The sequence below is a fragment of the Pseudomonas sp. Cab53 genome (assembly GCF_018325965.1).
Lineage (GTDB): Bacteria > Pseudomonadota > Gammaproteobacteria > Pseudomonadales > Pseudomonadaceae > Aquipseudomonas > Aquipseudomonas chlororaphis_E.
Map to the genome: position 1 here is coordinate 3,945,159 of NZ_AP021902.1, position 17,002 is coordinate 3,962,160.

Annotated in this window: 14 protein-coding genes; all 14 read right to left on the reverse strand. The window is 65.2% G+C overall.

Going from position 1 to position 17,002, the window contains the following annotated elements; genetic code table 11:
- Positions 1 to 10: 10 nt before the first annotated feature.
- The 14 genes from KI241_RS17125 to KI241_RS17190 all read right to left on the reverse strand — a co-directional run bounded on the left by KI241_RS17125 (position 11) and on the right by KI241_RS17190 (position 16,825).
- Positions 11 to 2,122, reverse strand: coding sequence for an ATP-binding protein (locus KI241_RS17125; RefSeq protein WP_047739121.1), 2,112 nt, complete (start codon positions 2,120 to 2,122; stop codon positions 11 to 13).
- Between the two features lie 276 nt (positions 2,123 to 2,398).
- The gene (locus KI241_RS17130; RefSeq protein WP_212802784.1) at positions 2,399 to 5,497 is read right to left on the reverse strand and encodes an error-prone DNA polymerase; all 3,099 of its coding nucleotides are present in this window, start codon (positions 5,495 to 5,497) and stop codon (positions 2,399 to 2,401) included.
- Positions 5,473 to 6,891 carry a DNA polymerase Y family protein gene (locus KI241_RS17135; protein WP_123579840.1) on the reverse strand — a complete coding sequence of 473 codons (1,419 nt, stop codon included), beginning with the start codon at positions 6,889 to 6,891 and terminating at the stop codon, positions 5,473 to 5,475. The genes KI241_RS17130 and KI241_RS17135 overlap by 25 nt, the downstream gene beginning before the upstream one ends.
- Positions 6,892 to 6,898: 7 nt before the next feature.
- Entirely contained in the window at positions 6,899 to 7,522 is a 624-nt protein-coding gene (imuA, locus tag KI241_RS17140) for a translesion DNA synthesis-associated protein ImuA (protein ID WP_042731415.1), read from the reverse strand.
- On the reverse strand, positions 7,522 to 8,139 hold the full coding sequence (lexA, locus tag KI241_RS17145; protein ID WP_042731414.1) for a transcriptional repressor LexA: 618 nt from the start codon (positions 8,137 to 8,139) through the stop codon (positions 7,522 to 7,524). The genes imuA and lexA overlap by 1 nt, the downstream gene beginning before the upstream one ends.
- Positions 8,140 to 8,292: 153 nt before the next feature.
- Positions 8,293 to 8,571 (reverse strand): DUF971 domain-containing protein, encoded by a 279-nt coding sequence (locus tag KI241_RS17150; RefSeq protein WP_042731413.1) that lies wholly within the window; start codon positions 8,569 to 8,571, stop codon positions 8,293 to 8,295.
- Positions 8,568 to 9,530, reverse strand: coding sequence for a HEAT repeat domain-containing protein (locus tag KI241_RS17155; protein WP_042731412.1), 963 nt, complete (start codon positions 9,528 to 9,530; stop codon positions 8,568 to 8,570). The genes KI241_RS17150 and KI241_RS17155 overlap by 4 nt, the downstream gene beginning before the upstream one ends.
- On the reverse strand, positions 9,527 to 10,375 hold the full coding sequence (locus tag KI241_RS17160) for an ABC transporter ATP-binding protein (protein ID WP_042731411.1): 849 nt from the start codon (positions 10,373 to 10,375) through the stop codon (positions 9,527 to 9,529). Before KI241_RS17160 ends, KI241_RS17155 begins: the two co-directional genes overlap by 4 nt.
- Positions 10,375 to 11,157, reverse strand: a complete 783-nt coding sequence (locus KI241_RS17165) for an ABC transporter permease (RefSeq protein WP_123579839.1) — start codon at positions 11,155 to 11,157, stop codon at positions 10,375 to 10,377. Before KI241_RS17165 ends, KI241_RS17160 begins: the two co-directional genes overlap by 1 nt.
- A 136-nt stretch (positions 11,158 to 11,293) precedes the next feature.
- Positions 11,294 to 12,697 (reverse strand): ABC transporter substrate-binding protein, encoded by a 1,404-nt coding sequence (locus KI241_RS17170; protein ID WP_212802785.1) that lies wholly within the window; start codon positions 12,695 to 12,697, stop codon positions 11,294 to 11,296.
- Between the two features lie 235 nt (positions 12,698 to 12,932).
- Positions 12,933 to 13,178 carry a ferredoxin family protein gene (locus KI241_RS17175; RefSeq protein WP_003180418.1) on the reverse strand — a complete coding sequence of 82 codons (246 nt, stop codon included), beginning with the start codon at positions 13,176 to 13,178 and terminating at the stop codon, positions 12,933 to 12,935.
- A gap of 24 nt (positions 13,179 to 13,202) precedes the next feature.
- Positions 13,203 to 14,948, reverse strand: a complete 1,746-nt coding sequence (locus tag KI241_RS17180) for a fumarate reductase/succinate dehydrogenase flavoprotein subunit (RefSeq protein WP_162489259.1) — start codon at positions 14,946 to 14,948, stop codon at positions 13,203 to 13,205.
- Entirely contained in the window at positions 14,945 to 15,697 is a 753-nt protein-coding gene (locus KI241_RS17185) for a GntR family transcriptional regulator (protein ID WP_042731407.1), read from the reverse strand. Before KI241_RS17185 ends, KI241_RS17180 begins: the two co-directional genes overlap by 4 nt.
- Before the next feature lie 84 nt (positions 15,698 to 15,781).
- On the reverse strand, positions 15,782 to 16,825 hold the full coding sequence (locus tag KI241_RS17190; RefSeq protein ID WP_042731406.1) for an AraC family transcriptional regulator: 1,044 nt from the start codon (positions 16,823 to 16,825) through the stop codon (positions 15,782 to 15,784).
- Between the last annotated feature and the right edge of the window lie 177 nt (positions 16,826 to 17,002).

Here is a 17,002-nt window from a genome sequence, read left to right on the forward strand (position 1 = left end):
GCCGGGACGTTCATTGGCCCAGCACCGACCTGACCATGGCGGTCAGCGCTTCGGGACCATAGGGTTTGCTCAACAAATGAGTGTCGGGACTCAATTGGTGGTTCTGGGAAATGATGTCGCGGGTGTGGCCCGAGGTGAACAACACCGGCACCGGCGGCACCTGCATTTTCGCCCAGGCCGCCAGGTCTGAACTCTTGATCAGGCCGGGCATGACCACGTCGCTGAAGATCAGGTCCACCGAGGCGCCGTCCAGCAGCAGTTTCATGGCCACGTCGGCGTTGGCGGCGGTCAGCGTGCGATAGCCGGACTGTTCCAGCAGTTCCACCGAGGCGCTACGCACCTCGTCGTTGTCCTCCACCACCAGGATCGTCTCCTGCTCGCCGGCCTGAAGCGGTTCGCGTGGGCGTTGCTCGTCGGTTTCCGGTTGGCAACTGCGGGGGAAGTACATGTGCGCTCGCGTACCTTTGCCCAGGTCGCTGGCAATTTCGATATGGCCGCCACTCTGTTTGACGAAACCGAACACCATGCTCAGCCCCAACCCCGTTCCCTGGCCTTCGGTCTTGGTGGTGAAGAACGGCTCGAACACCTGGTTCAGGATGTCGGGCGGCATGCCCGCGCCGCGGTCGATCACCGACAGTCGCACATACTCGCCCGGCGCAATGCCCTTGCCGGCGCAGGAGGCTTCGTCGAGCACGATGTTCTCGCCGACCATGCGAATGGTTCCCTCCCCGCCCATGGCATCGCGCGCGTTGATCGCCAGGTTCAACAGGGCATTTTCCAGCTGGTTGCGGTCGACGTGGATGCACCATGGGGTCTCGGGCAAGGTCACTTCGATCAGGATGGTTTCGCCCAGGGCCCGTTGCAAGAGTTCGACCAGGCCGTCGTAGATGCGCCGTGGGTTGTAGACCGCCGGTGACAACGGCTGGCGCCGGGCGAAGGCCAGCAATTGCGTGGACAGCTTGGCGCCGCGCTCCACGGCTTCGATGCAGGCGCCGACCCGTCGTTGCACGTTGACGTTGTCCGCTTCATGGCGAGCCAGCAGGTGCAGGTTGCCGGCGATCACTTGCAGCAAGTTGTTGAAGTCATGGGCCACGCCGCCGGTGAGGCCACCAATGGATTCGAGCTTCTGCGACTGGCGCAACTGCTCTTCGGCGTTCAATCGCGCCTGCACTTCGTCAGCGACGCGCCGCTCCAGGTCGCGGGTGAACTTGAGCAGCGACGCTTCGGCGGTCTTGCGCTCGTTGATGTCGATCAGCACACCGGGAAAACGCAAGGGCGTGCCCAGCTCGTCGAACTCGCACCGACCGCTGGCGAGCACCCAGAGGTAGTCACCGCTCAGGCGGCGGATTCGATATTCGGCGCTATACGGGATGCCGGTGCGCACGGTCAGTTCGACCCGCTGGTTCACTTCCTCGAGGTCGTCGGGGTGGATGCTCTGGCGGGCGATCTCGATGGGCAGCGCGTCCAGTGGACAATCCGGCGGATAGTTGAAGCTGCGGGCGAAGCGCTCGTCACCGGAGAGCCTGTCGGCCTGGATGTCCCAGACGAACGACCCCAGCAGCGGGCCGGCCGACAACGCCAACTGGATCCGCTCGTTGACGGCGCGGTAACTGCGCTCGGCTTCTTGCCGGGCCCGCTCGGTCAACACATGCTCGGTGGTTTCCACCACGACCGCCAAGACCCCTGCCGGCGCCTGGTCCTCACCGGGCACGGGGCTGTAATAGAGGTCCATCCAGACGTCTTCGGGCTTGCCATCGCGCAGCAGCACCAGTTCTTTGCTGCGATAGGACAAGGTGCCGCCGGCCAGGCAAACGTCCAGCACATGGCGGTTGAAATCGGCCACTTCCGGCCAGCCCAGCTCCACCGGGCAACCCAGCAGGTACGGGTGGCGGCCGCCGGCAAACTCGGCATAGGCATCGTTGTAGATCATGAAACCCTGGCGCCCCCACAACATCACCATCGGCAGGGGTGACGCGAGCAGCATCTGGACCGCGTTGCGCAGGCTCGCGGACCAGTGCTCGATAACGCCCAACTCGGTCTGGCGCCAATCGAACGCCCGGATGCGCCCGGCCATTTCACCGCCCCAACCGAGGCATCCGTGATTGTGGGATAAAAACTCCATGAGAAGACTGTGAACCTCAACAGGCTTGCTGGGAATCGGCATACCACGAGTCCCTTGTGCTCAGTGCTTCGAGCGCGGCGGCTGCGTTTGGTTTCATACTCGCCGATTCAGACGCTCACCGTTGCGAGGGACCTCGCTCCCGCTGGGCTGCGTAGCAGCCCTAAAATCGGCGATCCTTCAGGCAGACCGCGCCAGGCTGTTGACGACGGCTGCACCGCCGAGCGGGTGCAAACTCCCTCGCCACAGCAGCGGCAACGGTTGGAGATGACAACCGCGTCAGCGAAAATCACGGCTTTGCACCTGGATGCCGGCCAGCAATTCGGTCAGGTCGCTCAGGCGTCCGGCGATCAGGTGGCGGACTTCGCCCACGCTTTCCCAGCGCCCATCGACCCGCAGCAGTTGCGAGCCCACCAGGGTCTTACGTTGACGTTCCGCCAGGTCACGCCAGACCACCACGTTGAGGTTGCCGAACTCATCTTCCAGGGTGACGAAGGTCACGCCGCTGGCCGTGCCCGGGCGTTGGCGGCCGGTGACCAGCCCGGCGACGCTGACGTTGCGGCCATGTTCGACGTCCTGCAATTCCCGTGAGCTGCGGCACCGTCGGGCACGCAGCTCGGTGCGCAACAAGGCCAGCGGATGCGGCCCCAAGGTGGTGCCAAGCGTGGTGTAGTCGGCAAACAGGTTTTCCCCCAGGGTGGGTTTCGGCAAGCTCACGGGGGGTTCTTCCTGGCTGGGCAAACCGGCGAACAGGCCCAATTGTTTCTGCACGCCGGCGACGGCCCAGCGGGCGCGATGCCGGTCGCCCGCCAAGCCGTGCAAGGCGCCGGCATCGGCCAGTTGCGCCTGGGCCCGGGCATCGAGTTGCGCCCGTTCGCCCAAGTCGGCCACGTCACTGAAAGGCCGATGCCGGCGAGCCGTTTCGATGCGCCGGGCGTCCTCCTCGCGAAACCCCTTGACCAGGCGCAACCCCATGCGAATCGCCGGTTGCCGGCCTTCCATGGGTTCGAGGCTGCAATCCCAATCGCTGGCGCGCACATCCACCGGGCGGATCTGCAATTGATGTCGGCGGGCGTCCTGCAGAATCTGGTCCGGGCTGTAGAACCCCATGGGCCAGCTGTTGATCAGGGCGCAGGCGAATGCCGCCGGCTCGTGGCATTTGAGCCAACTGCTGACGTAGGTCAGCAAGGCGAAACTGGCCGCGTGGGATTCAGGAAAGCCGTAGTTGCCGAACCCCTTGATCTGCTCGAAGATCTGCGCGGCGAACTCAGGGGAATAGCCATTTTTTTCCATCCCCCGGGCCAGGCGAACCCGATGCGGCTCAAGCCCGCCGTGGCGCTTCCAGGCGGCCATGGAACGACGCAACTGGTCGGCCTCGCCGGGGGTGTAGTCGGCCGCGACCACGGCAATCTGCATGACCTGCTCCTGGAACAACGGAATGCCCAGGGTCCGCCCCAGCACCGTCTCCAGCTCGGGCGAGGGGTACGTGACGGCTTCCTCGCCATTTCGCCGCTTCAGGTACGGGTGCACCATGCCGCCCTGGATCGGCCCCGGTCGCACAATCGCCACTTCGATCACCAGGTCGTAATATTTCCGTGGCTTGAGCCGGGGCAGCATCGCCATCTGCGCCCGTGATTCGATCTGGAACACACCGATGGTGTCCGCGCGGCTGATCATCGCGTAGGTCGCCGGATCGTCCTTGGGCAGCGATGACAACGTATGGTGCTGACCCCGGTAGTGTTCGATCAGGTCGAAGCATCGCCGGATCGCACTGAGCATGCCCAAGGCCAGGACATCCACCTTGAGCAGCCCGACCGCGTCCAGGTCGTCCTTGTCCCACTGGATGATGGTGCGCTCGGCCATGGCGGCGTTTTCCACCGGCACCAGGGTGTCCAGGGGTTGCTCGGAAATCACGAAGCCGCCGGGGTGCTGGGACAGGTGACGGGGGAAGCCGATCAGTTGCCGGGTCAGGCCGAGCACCCGGCGCAAGATCGGGCTGTCCGGGTCGAAGCCGCCCTCACGCAGGCGATCCACGGGCGGCGCCTCATCGCTCCAACGACCGCAGCAGTCGGCCAGCGCGTTGACCTGGTCCGGCGGCAGGCCCAGGGCCTTGGCGACATCCCGCACCGCCCCGGCGCCGTGGTAGCTGCTGACCACCGCCGTCAACGCCGCGCGATGGCGACCGTAGCGCCGGAAGACGTATTGCAGCACTTCTTCACGCCGCTCGTGTTCGAAATCCACGTCGATGTCCGGCGGTTCGTTGCGCTCGCGAGACAGGAACCGCTCGAACAACAGGTTGCTCTGGCTCGGGTCGATCTCGGTGATGCCCAAGGCGTAACACACCGCCGAGTTGGCCGCCGAGCCACGTCCCTGGCAGAGGATGCGCTGCTGCCGGGCGAAGCTGACGATGTCCTGCACGGTGAGGAAATAGCTGTCGTAGCCCAGCTCGGCAATCAATGCCAGCTCCCAGTCGATCTGTCGTCGAACCTTGTCACTGACCCCGTCAGGCCAACGCGTGCACATGCCGCGCTCGGTCAATTCCCGCAACCACGACGCCGGATCATGGCCCTCGGGCACCAACTCACGCGGGTATTGATAGCGCAACTGACCCAGGTCGAAGGTGCAACGCCGGGCGATCACCAGGGTTTCATCGAGCAACGCACGGGGGTAGAGATCGGCCAGGGCCTGGAGGCTGCGCAAGTGCCGCTCGCCGTTGGGGTGCAGGCGCTGGCCGGCCTCGGCGACCGTCACGTGGTGGCGGATGGCGGTCATGGTGTCCTGCAAGGCCCGACGGCCACGCACGTGCATGTGCACATCGCCCGTGGCGACGGCGCGAAGACACATGCGATCGGCCAGCGCCAGCCAATCCGCCAGTCGACGCCGGTCGTCCTGCCCGCAATGCAACTGGACCGCCAGCCACAACCGCTCGGCGAAGATCGACTGAAGCCAGCGACCCTGTGCTTCGTCGTCTTTGCCGTCTGGCACCCATAGCGCCAATAGGCCCGGCCAGGGCTCGTCGAAATCTTCGCGAACGACGCGATAGTGGCCCTTCTCGCTGCGCCGGCGAGCGCGGGTGATCAACCGGCACAAGGCCTGATAGCCCTCGAGGTTTTCCACCAGCAGCACCAGTTTCGGACCGTTTTCGACCTGGATCTCGCTGCCGACGATCAGCGGTAATTGCAGTTCCCTGGCCGCTTGCCAGGCCCGGACGATCCCGGCCAATGTGCATTCGTCGGTGATCGCCAGGGCCTGGTAGCCTTGCTCGCTGGCGCGCCTGCACAACTCCAGGGCACTGGAGGCACCCCGCTGGAAGCTGAAGTTCGACAGACAATGCAGCTCGGCATACCCAATGCTCATGCGAACCACCCCTGCAACCACAGCGGCCCACCCTCGCCCACCGGCCGATAGGCCCAGCCCCGTTGCCCGCTGCGGGTCTCGACCAGGTAGTAATCGCGACGCACATCGGCGCCGTCCCACCAGCCCGTCTCGATGCGTTCCGGGCCCATGAGGATCTGCGCCTGGCTGGGCGACAAGGCCTGGGGTTCACTGAGCAACCAGCCGGGGCGTTGCACGTCTTGCACCCGGCAAGCCTGTGGCCGAGGCTGGGCGCTCATCTGCCAGGCACATTCGGGGCGGTGATCATCGCGAAACCCCAGGCCCTGCACCGCTTCGTCCCCCAGCCGGGCCCGCAGGCGCTCGCGCAATTGCTCCCAGGGCAAGGACTGTTGCGGGCGCTCATCGAACAGCTCCAGGCGTTGGGGCACGAAGCTCGGCAGGTCTTCGGCGCACAAGCGAAAGCCGCGCACCGGGGCTTCGACCTGAACCTGTTCCAGGCGACCACGGGCCAGTTCGAACAGCATCGAAGGCTCCCGCTCGGCGCTGAGCAGGCCGACCTTGATCACCGTGTCCGGCAGTCCGGCGTGTTCCAGGTGCAGGTCAAAGCGCTGTACGCCACTGTCACGCCCGCACAGGAACGCCGACAGGTCACCGGTCAAGCGGCGCAACGGGAACAACAGCGCCTGGTGGGACTGGACGTCGTAGTTGAGCTCGATGCGCACATCGAAACGGTCCGGTGGCAGGTAGAACGACAGCGCCAGGGTGCGGCTGCCGGTGAGCGCATCGAGGTGCTTGAGCACCTGGGCTTCAAAGCGCCGCGCCAGGGTATGTCGGGGCAAGGCCTGAACCTGGCTCAAACGACGCAAGCCCATGCGTGACAACGCCGTGGCGACTTCGGCTTGCAGGCCGATCCGTTCCACCGGCATCTGCCCCAGGCACGCTTGCAGGGCCTCGTCATCGGGCACCACCAGGGCGTCGTAGGCATTGGCCAACACCCGCGCCGCCACCGGGTTCGGCGCGGCGACGATGCGATGGCGGAACCCCAGCGCCGTCAACTCAGCCCGCAACCGCGCCTCGAACACCGGCCAGGGACCGAACAGGCCGAGGCTCGACTCGATCTCGAACAGCACCGTGCGCGGGTAATGCACGCTGACCTGGGCGCTGAAACGGTAGGCCCAGGCAGCCAGAAATTGCTGCCAGTGTTCGATCTGCGCGGCGTCGTACTCGGCGGTGGCAAAGCCTTTGCTCAAGGCTTGGGCAGCGGTCATGGTCTGGCCCGGACGCAAGCCCAGAGCTCGCGCCGACGCATTCACCGCTTGCAGCACCCGCCGCTGAGCCGGGCCGGTCAGCAGCGCCAGCGGCTCGTCGGGATCGGGTCGCTGACGCAGCGCGGCATCCAGCGCCAATTGCGGAAAGAGAATACAAACCCAGCGCATCGCAACCTCAGTGCCTTGTGGACGCGGCAAAGGCAATCGGCGCCGAACGGGCCAGCCCGCCTCGACACTTGAGCACGCGCAACTGCGCGGGTCGGGCGTCGATGGCGATGCGCAAGGCCGCCGGCGACGGGTTGATGGCTTCCTGCATCGAGCGCCAGGCGAACGCCAGGGTCTGGCCGGTTTCGGCCGCCACTTGCAGCCGGCGCAGAGCCCGGTCGTCTGCCTGACGAGGCCAGCACAACACCGCGCCGCAACTGCCCGAGCGCAGGCATTGTTCGGCGGCCCACAAGGCATCGCGCTCATCGGCCTGAATCACCGACAACTGGCGCAGGTCCACACCGGCGTTCTGCCAGGCCTGGGGATAAGGCACGAACGGAGGCGCCACCAGCACGATGCGCTCCCCCGCGCTCGACAATCGGGCGAGGGTCGGCCACACCACTTGCAACTCGCCCACGCCCGGGGCGGCGATGAGCAATTCCGTCAACGCCGCTTCCGGCCAGCCGCCACTCGGCAAGGCCGCATCCAGCGCAGCATGCCCGGTAGGTTGCGGGCTGGCGGCTGGAGGCGCGGGCCGGCCCTTCCAGACCTGGCCCGCATTGAACAGCGTGTCCAGCGCGACGACAGCGCCCATCAGCCTTGCCTCAACAGGCCGCAGAACACGCCTTCGATGGCCAGGTCCTGATCGGCTTCGACAATGATCGGCTGATAAGCCGGGTTGCGCGGCAGCAGGCGCACGCGCTCGCCGATCCGCTCGAAACGCTTGATGGTGACCTCACCGTCGAGCCGCGCCACGACAATCTGGCCATTGGCGGCCTGGGGGGTGCGTTGTACACCCACCAGGTCACCGTCGAGGATGCCATCCCCGATCATCGAGTCGCCCTGCACCCGCAGCAGGTAATCCGGCGCCTTGGTGAACATCGCCGGGTCCAGCATCAGGCGGCTGTGGACGTCGGCGTCGGCGCCAATCGGCAAGCCGGCCGCCACCCGCCCCAGCACCGGCACGTCCAGCAGTTCGGGCCGCGGTGGCTGGTTCAACAACCGGATGCCTCGGGCCTGGTGTGGATTGACCTCGATGAAACCGGCTTCGGTCAGCGCCAGCACATGCTTGCGGGCGACACTGCGCGAGGCAAAGCCGAACGCCTCGCTGATCTCGGCGAGGCTGGGAGACTGGCCCTGATCGGCGATGCGTTCGCGGATGAAGGTCAGGATGGCGGTGCGGCGGGGAGTGAGAGTCGTCATGGAGTACATTTGTACTCCTGTCGGTTTTTTCTGACAAGCGCCGTCAGTCAGCTCACAGCCATGCACCTCCCTGTGGGAGCGGGCTTGCTCGCGAAAGCGGTGTGCCAGTCAAAGAAAGTGTTGAATGCGCCGGCGTCTTCGCGAACAAGCCCGCTCCCACAGTCAATGTCCAAGCCCTGCCAGGTAAGCCCATGGATAAATCCCGCGCCCATGGCCATCGCTGAAGACCAACTGGACCCCATACCCCTGGGCATTGACCTCCACCACCCGAACCCGTGGATCGACCTGCACCGCCAACCCTTGCAAGCGAAACGCCCGGCACTGGGAACAAGGACACTGGCGGCGCAGTTCAGTGTGGTCCAGGCGTTGTTCGCGGCCATCGGGCCAGTTCAACCTCAACTGGCCTTTGTCAGGGCTGTTGCCCATCGCCAGCGGGCTCATTGCACTTGCGCCAGGGCGATGCGCACGGCCTTGCGGACTTCAGGGTCGCCATCGTCCTGGGCAGCCTGCAATGCCGGGATCGCAGCGGGGTCGTTCAACTCGCCCAAGGCCAGGGCGGCTTCCTTGCGCAGGTTGCTGATGCGATGGCCCAGGGTCTCGATCAACCCCGACAACGCCGGGGCATAGCGCAAGCGGCCGAGGCTACGGGTGGCGCGCAGGCGCACTTGCCAATAATCATCCCCCAGGGCCTCGACCAGCGCTGGGCCGGCATCGGCGTGGCCGACCTTGCCCAGGGTGGTGGCGGCTTCTTCGCGCACCGCCCAGGCAGGGTCCCGCAGTGCCTGGCGCAAGGCCGACAAGACGTGTGCGTCAGAGCCCAGGCCGAGGGCACCGGTGGCCGCCCGGCGCACCTCGGTGTCCGGGTCGGCGCTGGCCAACCGCGCCAGCGCCGGCAACGCGTCGAGGTGCTTGAGCCAGCCGAGCACGCCAACTGCCTCACGGCGGACGCTGGCATCGGTGTCGGCCAGGGCAATGAGCGCGACCGGTGCCGCGTCGGCCAGGCGCAATTCGCGCAAGGCCCTGAACGCGGCGACGCGCACGCTAACGGTCTCATGGGCGGCCCAGGGCAGGATCACCCTCCCCGCAGCCTCGCTCTTGAGCAGGCTCAGACTCTGGGCGGCGGCGCCCTGCACCGTCGGGGACGGATCGGTGAGGGCCTGGCACAACGCGGCGACCACCGGCGCGTCTTCCCAGGCTTCGAGCAGTCGCGCGGCCTCGGCGCGGACCTCGGAACTGGCATCGTGGGCCAGACGATCCACCAGCCACAGCAGGCCTTCGGGTTCCTCGAGGTCGGCCAGTTCAATCAGGGCGATGCGGCGCACACCGGGGTCCTCGTCCACCAGGCGCGGTTGCAGGGCGAGGATGTCATCGTTGTCGGTGTCTTCAAATAAAGAGGTCATAAGGCAAATCGCGGCAAGGAGGTTTCAAGGGGAAGCCCGAGGGGATTGAGGCGCGGTAACGGCTGGCCGTCCTCATGGCGCAACAACTCGAGGCAGTGGCGCTTCAACAGGGAAAACTCGGGACGGGTGACCAGTTCGGTGGTGCGTGGCCGGGGAAAATCCAGGCGCAAGTCCTCGATGATCCGACCCGGGCGCGGGCTCATCACCAGCAGTCGATCGGCCAGGAACAGTGCCTCGTCGATGTCGTGGGTGACGAACACCACGGTGGTGCGGATGCGGGTCCAGATCTCCAGCAGCAACTGCTGCATGTTCAACCGGGTCAAGGCGTCCAGGGCACCGAAGGGTTCGTCCATCAACAGCAGTCGTGGCCGATTGACTAGCACCCGGGCGATCTCCACCCGCTGCTGCATGCCCCCGGACAGTTGGTCCGGCCAGTGCCCGGCGAATCCGTCCAGGCCCACCAGGGCGAGGATTTCATCCGCCGCCCGCTGCCGTTCGGCTTTGCCCAGGCCCCGCATCTTCAGGCCGAAGGCCACGTTGTCGCGCACGCTGCGCCACGGGAACAGCGTGTGCTGCTGGAACACCATCCCGCGCTGGGGCGAAGGTCCGGCCACCGGCAAGCCGTCGACATGCAAGGTGCCGGCGCGCGGTTGCAGGTGCCCGGCCAAGGCACCGAGCAAGGTGGATTTACCGCAACCGGACGGCCCCAAGACGCAGACGAACTGGCCCGCCTCGATCTGGCAATCAAGGCCCTGGACGGCCTCGAACGCCTGGGCTCCCTGGCCCAGGACAATGGACAACTGACGGATATCGATCCGTCCCTCAGGCGTTTGCATCACACTCATCAGGCTTTACCTCGCGGTCGGTGCCAAGGCGTCAATAGCCCGCCCAGGCGCTTGATCAACACACTGCTGCCCATGCCCAGCACACCGATCAACAGCATGCCGACGACAATGTCGGCGTAGTTCTGCACGGTGTAGGAGGACCAGGTGTAGTAACCGATGCCGTACTGGCCGGCGATCATTTCCGCCGTCACCAGGCAGAACCAGGACGTGCCCATGCCGATGGCCAGCCCCGTGATGATGCTCGGCGCGGCGCCCGGCAGAATCACTTCCAACAGGATCGCGCAGCGCCCGGCCCCCAGGCTTTTCGCCGAGGCGATCAGCCGCCGGTCCACCGCCTCGACGCCGTGCACGGTGTTGAGCAGGATCGGGAACAGCGCCCCGGTGAAGGTGATGAATACCATCGACAGCTCCGAGGAGGGAAACATCAGGATCGCCAGGGGAATCCAGGCCACCGCCGGGATCGGCCGCAGGACTTCCAGCGGTGGCAACAGCAGGTCTTCGGCCCATTTCGAGCGACCGATGGCCAGGCCCAGGGCCACGCCGGTCAACACCGCCGCGCCATACCCGGCAAACACCCGGCCCAGGCTGGCGCCCAAGTGCCGGCCCAGGCTGCCTGAAGCCTCCAGGCCAAGCGCAGCCTGGATCACGGCCAGCGGGGGCGGCACGTTGGCGAAGGTCACCAGGCCAAGGTCCCAGTGGTGGGTGGCGGCGAGTTGCCAGAACAGCAGGCAGAGCACCAGGGAAGCGGCTCGCAGGAGCCAGCGAAAATAAGATCGGGACACAACTCTTCCTCTCAACCGAGATCCCTGTGGGAGCGGGCTTGCTCGCGAAAGCGGTGGTTCAGTCGACATCAATGTTGAATGTCAGACCGCATTCGCGAGCAAGCCCGCTCCCACAGTTCACTGAGTATTCTGACGATCAGCGCGCAGCAACCGACTGTGCCGTAGCTTCGGTAAAGTCCAGGGCCTTGCCGCCCTGCTGCGCGGCAAACTGCTCGGCCTGGCCCTTGAGCAGGAACGCACTGAGTTGCCCCTGGGCATCGCGGGCGAACCACGCCTGCTCGGCCAACAGTTTGATCCCGCTGTCGCTGGCCTGGGCATACACGGCACGGATGCCCTTGCCTTGCTGCTTGAGGCTCGCCAGCGCGGCGAAGGCCGACTGCGCCGAGGCGTAGTGGCGCACTTTCGGTTCGCCCCGCACCCAGATCTCGGCGACGCGGCTGAAGTCGCTGATCGCCTGGCCCGTCGCGGCGTCGGGCGTGGTCAGTGGCGTCTGGGCGTAGTTGGCCAGTTGCGCGGCGTAATCCAGGTTCGAGGCCTTGAAGGCGGCACGGATGTACTGGTCATCGATGAAGGTATTGAGGTCCAGGCCACGATCGGCCTTCTTCAGCAGCTTGAGGGTGTCGATGGCGGTGCCGACGGCTTGCCGGTATTCCGGCTTCCAGCTCAGGTCGCGGGTCTGTACGCCCAGCGGCCCATGGAACAGGTAATTGACCTCGGCATCCACGCCGGTGACCTGGGCGATCAATTCGCTGTACTTCTCAGGTTCCGCGGCCAGCAGTTGATTGGCCTCCAGGGACGCACGCAGGTAAGCGACCACGATTTCCGGGTAGCGCCGGGCATAGGCCTGGTCCACCAGCGCGCCATGGAACGTCGGCGCACCGGCCTGGGCGCCGTCGTAGATCTTGCGGGCGAACCCGCGGCTGGGGAACAGCTCGGCGAATGGCACGAAGTCGGCGTGGGCGTCGATCTTGCCCGCCTGCAACGCCGAGCCGGCCACTTCCGGCGGCTGGGCGATGATGTTCACGTCCTTGAGCGGGTCCCAGCCCTGGGCCGCCACGGCGCGCAGCAACATGCCGTGGGCGGTGGACGCAAACGGCACGGAGATCGTCTTGCCTTTGAGCTCGGCCAAGGCCTGCACGCCCGAGGCACTCGGCACGACGATGCCGTTGCCGCTGCCCCGGGTACTGCCCGACAACACGCTGATGAACAGGCTGTGCTTGCCGGCGGTCTCGAACGCCACGCCGTTGAACGCCCCCGGGAAATCAGCCATGGCGCCGAAGTCGAGTTTGCCGGCGACCATCTCGTTGGTCAGCGGCGCGCCACTGGTGAAGTTCTTCCACTGGATGTCGTATTTGGCGTCTTTGTAGGCGCCGTCATGGGGCAGGTACTTGTCCAGCAGGCCCAGTTCACGGATCAGCAACCCGCCGGCGGCGCAGTTGATGGTGGTGTCCTGGGTGCCGATGGCGATTCGGATGGTTTCTGCCTGGGCAGACAGGGTCAATGAAGCCAGTACCAGACCGGCGAGTGCTGCACGCAACATGGGGGTTCCCTCGAATCATTTATAGGAGGTTCGTCTCCGCCACGATCAGGGCGCGGTGGGAAACGAGGGGTGTTTTTGAATCAGGCGTCCGGGGGTGGCCGGATGGCTTCTTGGGTGTCAGGGCTGGCCTCATCGCGGGCAAGCCCGCTCCCACAGGTTTATGGGTGCACACAACAACCGCGACTAGACTTGATCCACTGTGGGAGCGAGCTTGCTCGCGATGGCATCCTCCCAGTCAACGCAGTAGGTACGGGATCTCGACTTTCACCGCGCCGGTCGGGCAGTCCTTTTCACACGGCATGCAGTACCAGCATTCATCGAACGCCATGTAGGCCTTCTGGGTGGCCGGGTTGATCGCCAGCAGGTCCATGGGGCAGACATCGACGCACACGGTGCAGCCTTTGTGGGCGATGCATTTGTCCTCGTCCACGGTGACGGGGGCATTGGAGCGGAAGAAGATTTCCTGGGGTTGATAGGCCATGGGCGTTCTCTCTGGGTGGAAGGTTCACGCCGCGCTGGCGTCGACCCGCAGCCGGTCGTAGGCCTGCAGCTCTTGGGCATCGAGGGCGATGATGTAAGGCTCGACCGCTTTCTTGAAGGAGGTCATCGCGCCGTCGTCGCCTTTCTTCAGGTGGCAATGGCAGAACCAGTCGCTGTCGTTGCGCTGCGGGTGATCGACCCGATAGTGGTACAGGCCCCAGCGGCTTTCGGCGCGAAACAGCGAGGCGCGAGCGGCCATCTCGGCGCAGTCGCGGATCACGCTGACCTCCATGGCGCGCATCAATTCATGGGCGTCGTGGGCCTTGATCTGGTCCAGGTCGCGCTGGATATCGCTGAAGCGTTGCAGGCCGATCTCCATCTTGCGGGTGACCTTGGGCGGTTGCAGGTAATCGTTGACGAAGCGCCGCAGCTTGTATTCCACCTGGGCCGGCGGCAAACCGTGAGCGCGCGTCAGGGGTGCGTAGACGCGGGCCTTTTCCCGTTCGACCTGGCCGGCATCCGGCGTCGAGAAATCCTTCCCGGCCACGAAGTCCGCGGCGTTATGGCCGGCAAACCAGCCGTAGGTGAACGCCCCGAGCATGTAATTGTGCGGCACCGCCGCCATGTCGCCCGCTGCGTACAGGCCCTTGACCGAGGTTTCGGCCCGCTCGTTGACCCACACGCCCGAGGCCGAATGGCCGCTGCAAAAGCCGATTTCGGAGATGTGCATTTCCACCATCTGCGTACGGTAGTCGGTGCCGCGATTGGCATGGAACTGCCCGCGACTGGGCCGCTCGTTGCTGTGCAGGATTTCCTCGATGTTCTGGATGGTTTCCTCGGCCAGGTGATCGAGCTTGAGGAAAACCGGGCCATTGCCGCCCTCGAGTTCCTGGTGGAACTCCCACATCATCTGCCCGCTCCAGTAGTCGCACTCGATGAAGCGCTCGCCCTTGTTGTTGGCGGTGTAGCCACCCAGTGGCCCGGTGACATAGGCACAGGCCGGGCCGTTGTAGTCCTTGATCAACGGGTTGATCTGGAAGCACTCCAGGTTCGCCAGCTCGGCCCCGGCGTGGTACGCCATGGCATAGCCATCCCCGGCGTTGGTGGGGTTTTCATAGGTGCCCATCAGGTAACCGGAGGACGGCAACCCCAGGCGCCCCGCCGCGCCGCAGCAGAGGATGACCGCCTTGGCCTTGATCACATGGAAGTCGGCGGTGCGGCAATCGAACCCCATGACGCCGTTCACCGCGCCCTCTTCATCCGTCAGCAAGCGAGTGCAGACCAGCCGATTGGTGATGCTCACCCGCGCCCGTTTCAACTGGCGGTAGAGCACTTTCTTGATGTCGTGCCCTTCGGGCATCGGCAACACATAAGCGCCCATGTGGTGGACCTTCTTTACCGCGTAGTCGCCGGTTTCGTCCTTCTCGAACTTCACGCCCCAACGGTCCAGCTGCTCGATGGTTTCGAAGCTGTGCGTCGCATAGGCGTACACCGCCGCCTGGTTGACGATGCCGTCGTTGGCGATGGTGATTTCCTTGGTGTACTGCTCGGGTGTCGAGTGCCCGGGGATGATCGCGTTGTTCAACCCGTCCATCCCCATGCTGATGGCGCCGCTGCGCTTGACGTTGGCCTTGTCCACCAACAACACGCGCAAGTCACGGTTGCGCTCCTTGGCCTTGATCGCCGCCATGGGCCCGGCCGTGCCGCCGCCGATCACGACGATGTCGTATTCCTGTTCCAGGGTGCTTCCAGTCACAGCGCTGTGGGTCATGCTTGCGTCCCTTTTTGCCGGTCGATCCGCAGGCGGTACTGGAAAGCATCGCCGCGGTAATAGAGGTATTCGAAGTCCAGCGGCTGGCCGCTGGCGTCATGGGTCAGGCGTTCGATGCGCATGATCGGCGAGCCCGGCTCGACCTCCAGTGCCTGGGTCAACTCGGTGTCGGCCAGCACCGCGTCGATGGCCAGGTCGGCATGGCCGAGGGTCAGGCCGCAGTCGTTTTCCAGGATCAGGAAGATGTCGCGGGTGACCAGGTCGGCCTTTTCCAGACGTTCGCCGAGGGCCTTGGGCAGGTAGGTGATCTCCAGGGAAACGGGCTCGCGGTTGATCAACCGCACCCGCTTGACCTGCGCCACCGTGTCGCCTTCGGCAAGGCCCAGGCGCTCGGCCACGCGTTTGTCCGCGGCAACGAAGCGTAAGCTGTGCAGCCGGTTGATCACCTCGAAGCCGCGCCCGGTCATGGACTCGGCCAGGCCCTGGAGGGTGCTGACGTTCTGGAAGGTCTTGGGCTTGGCGACGAAGGTGCCTTTGCCATGGATCTTGAAAATCAGCCCTTCCTTTTGCAGATCACCCAAGGCCTGGCGCACGGTGATGCGACTGACGCGAAACAGCGCGCCGAGTTCGCTTTCCGAGGGCATCTGGCTGCCCTGGGGGTATTCGCCGTCGAGAATCCGCGCGCGCAGCACGTCCCGCAGTTGGGTGTGCAGCGGCACGCTGTCGAGGGAAAGAACGTTGTTGGACATGGACCCCATCACTTGTCATAACGAGTTATGACGTGATCTTAGGGAAACCGCCCGTGGCTTGAGAAATACCGTTTGGACATAACCTTAGAGCCGCGCCTCGGCGCCCTCGCTACGAAACGCGCTGGGACTCATGCCGGTCCAGCGCCGAAACGCCCGACGAAAACTGCGCACATCGCTGTAGCCCACCTCTTCGGTAATACGCTCGATGGACAGGTCGGGGTTCGCCAGCAGGTTCAGGGTCCGACCGCGCCGGACCTGTTCGAGCAAGGCCTCGAAGGTCAGGCTGTGCTCCGTCAGGCGCCGGCGCAGGGTCCGGCTGCTCATGTTGAGGTCGCTGGCGATTTTCTCGATGTGGCTGCCCCGGGTCAGGTCCCGGGCAATCGCCCGTTCCACGGCCTGGATCAAGTCGATCTTCTGGTGAACCTGGGCGGCCTCCTGCTCCAGCAGGGCCAAGGCCTGGCGCAAGGCCAGCGGATGATGATTGGGCAGGCGCATGTCCAGCCAGCGAACGTTGATCAACATGCGATTGTGCCGGCAACCGAAGCGCACCTCCGGCCCCAATATGCGCTGGTATTCCCGGGCATAGGACGGCGCCGCGTGCATGAACTCCACGGCCTCTGGCTTGAAATCCGGGCCGGCCAGCGCTCGGCCGTAGACCATCAGGCTGGCAAAGAACTCCTCGACCGCAAACACCTGGATCTCGGCGAACGGCAGGCGGCAGGTCGCCTCGACCCTGATCTGCTCGGCGGCTTCCTCGACACTGGTCACCGCGATGCCACCCGTGGTGTGTTGGTAACGCACGCCCAGGGCGAAGGCATCGCGCAGGGTTTCGCACAGCGACAGGACATGACCCAGCAGGCCCAGGGTGCCCAGCACGTTCCGGTCGCCGACCCACAGGCCCAGGCCTTGGTCGGGCAGCAGCTTGAGCGCACGCTGGATCATGATCACGGCCTGGCGATAGGAAATCCGCTGGGCGGGGTCCTGCAAATCGTCGAGGCCAAAGCCCAGGCCGCGACACAGGCTGGCCGCATCGAAGCCTTTGTCCGCCACCACCTCGGCCAAGGTTTGCAACAGGAAGGGCGAGACCAGCGCCAGTTCATAGGTGGGGTCGATGACTTTCATCTGCATGGCGGGTTCCGGAGCACGTTAGGTGGCGTTTTTGTAACCGGTTGTTTCATGAACGTTAGCATGCGCCGGCGCAATGGGGGACACAAAATCTGGCCGCCCAAGTCCCCTGCGTGGCCGCCAATACCCTGCCCTGGCCGCCACTAACGGCTTATTTCTATGGCTCGGACTTTCGGTGCA

Bases quoted from the DNA above. Each gene is read 5' to 3' on its own strand.
- KI241_RS17155 (WP_042731412.1), bottom strand. From the start codon at position 9,530: ATGACCTCTTTATTTGAAGACACCGACAACGATGACATCCTCGCCCTG.
- KI241_RS17135 (WP_123579840.1), bottom strand. From the start codon at position 6,891: ATGCGCTGGGTTTGTATTCTCTTTCCGCAATTGGCGCTGGATGCCGCG.
- KI241_RS17175 (WP_003180418.1), bottom strand. From the start codon at position 13,178: ATGGCCTATCAACCCCAGGAAATCTTCTTCCGCTCCAATGCCCCCGTC.
- KI241_RS17185 (WP_042731407.1), bottom strand. From the start codon at position 15,697: ATGTCCAACAACGTTCTTTCCCTCGACAGCGTGCCGCTGCACACCCAA.
- imuA (WP_042731415.1), bottom strand. From the start codon at position 7,522: ATGGGCGCTGTCGTCGCGCTGGACACGCTGTTCAATGCGGGCCAGGTC.
- lexA (WP_042731414.1), bottom strand. From the start codon at position 8,139: ATGTACTCCATGACGACTCTCACTCCCCGCCGCACCGCCATCCTGACC.
- KI241_RS17160 (WP_042731411.1), bottom strand. From the start codon at position 10,375: ATGAGTGTGATGCAAACGCCTGAGGGACGGATCGATATCCGTCAGTTG.
- KI241_RS17170 (WP_212802785.1), bottom strand. From the start codon at position 12,697: ATGTTGCGTGCAGCACTCGCCGGTCTGGTACTGGCTTCATTGACCCTG.
- KI241_RS17150 (WP_042731413.1), bottom strand. From the start codon at position 8,571: ATGAGCCCGCTGGCGATGGGCAACAGCCCTGACAAAGGCCAGTTGAGG.
- KI241_RS17180 (WP_162489259.1), bottom strand. From the start codon at position 14,948: ATGACCCACAGCGCTGTGACTGGAAGCACCCTGGAACAGGAATACGAC.
- KI241_RS17190 (WP_042731406.1), bottom strand. From the start codon at position 16,825: ATGCAGATGAAAGTCATCGACCCCACCTATGAACTGGCGCTGGTCTCG.
- KI241_RS17125 (WP_047739121.1), bottom strand. From the start codon at position 2,122: ATGGAGTTTTTATCCCACAATCACGGATGCCTCGGTTGGGGCGGTGAA.